1 pseudogene is annotated in these 236 nt (G+C 69.5%); it reads left to right on the forward strand.

The features are described from left to right. Window positions 1-236 (forward strand): annotated as a pseudogene (locus NVV99_RS26865) (ABC transporter permease); the annotation flags it as partial.

The following is a 236-nucleotide window of genomic DNA, read 5'->3' on the forward strand; positions in this document are numbered from 1 at the left end:
GCCGTCGCCGAGCAGCTCGCCGAACTCGACCCCGACGGCGCCGCCGTCTACGAGGCCAACGCCGCGGGCTTCCCCGAGAACCTGCACTACGTCGCGGATGTTGTCGACAAGCTCGCCGACACACCCGGCGACGCACCCGTCGCCCAGACCGAGACGATCGGCCACTACCTCGTCTCGGCCGCGACGCGCGACGACATCACTCCCCCGGATTTCACCAACGCCATCGAGAACGGCAC

The sequence above is a fragment of the Rhodococcus sp. PAE-6 genome, assembly GCF_025290685.1.
GTDB lineage: Bacteria > Actinomycetota > Actinomycetes > Mycobacteriales > Mycobacteriaceae > Rhodococcus > Rhodococcus pyridinivorans.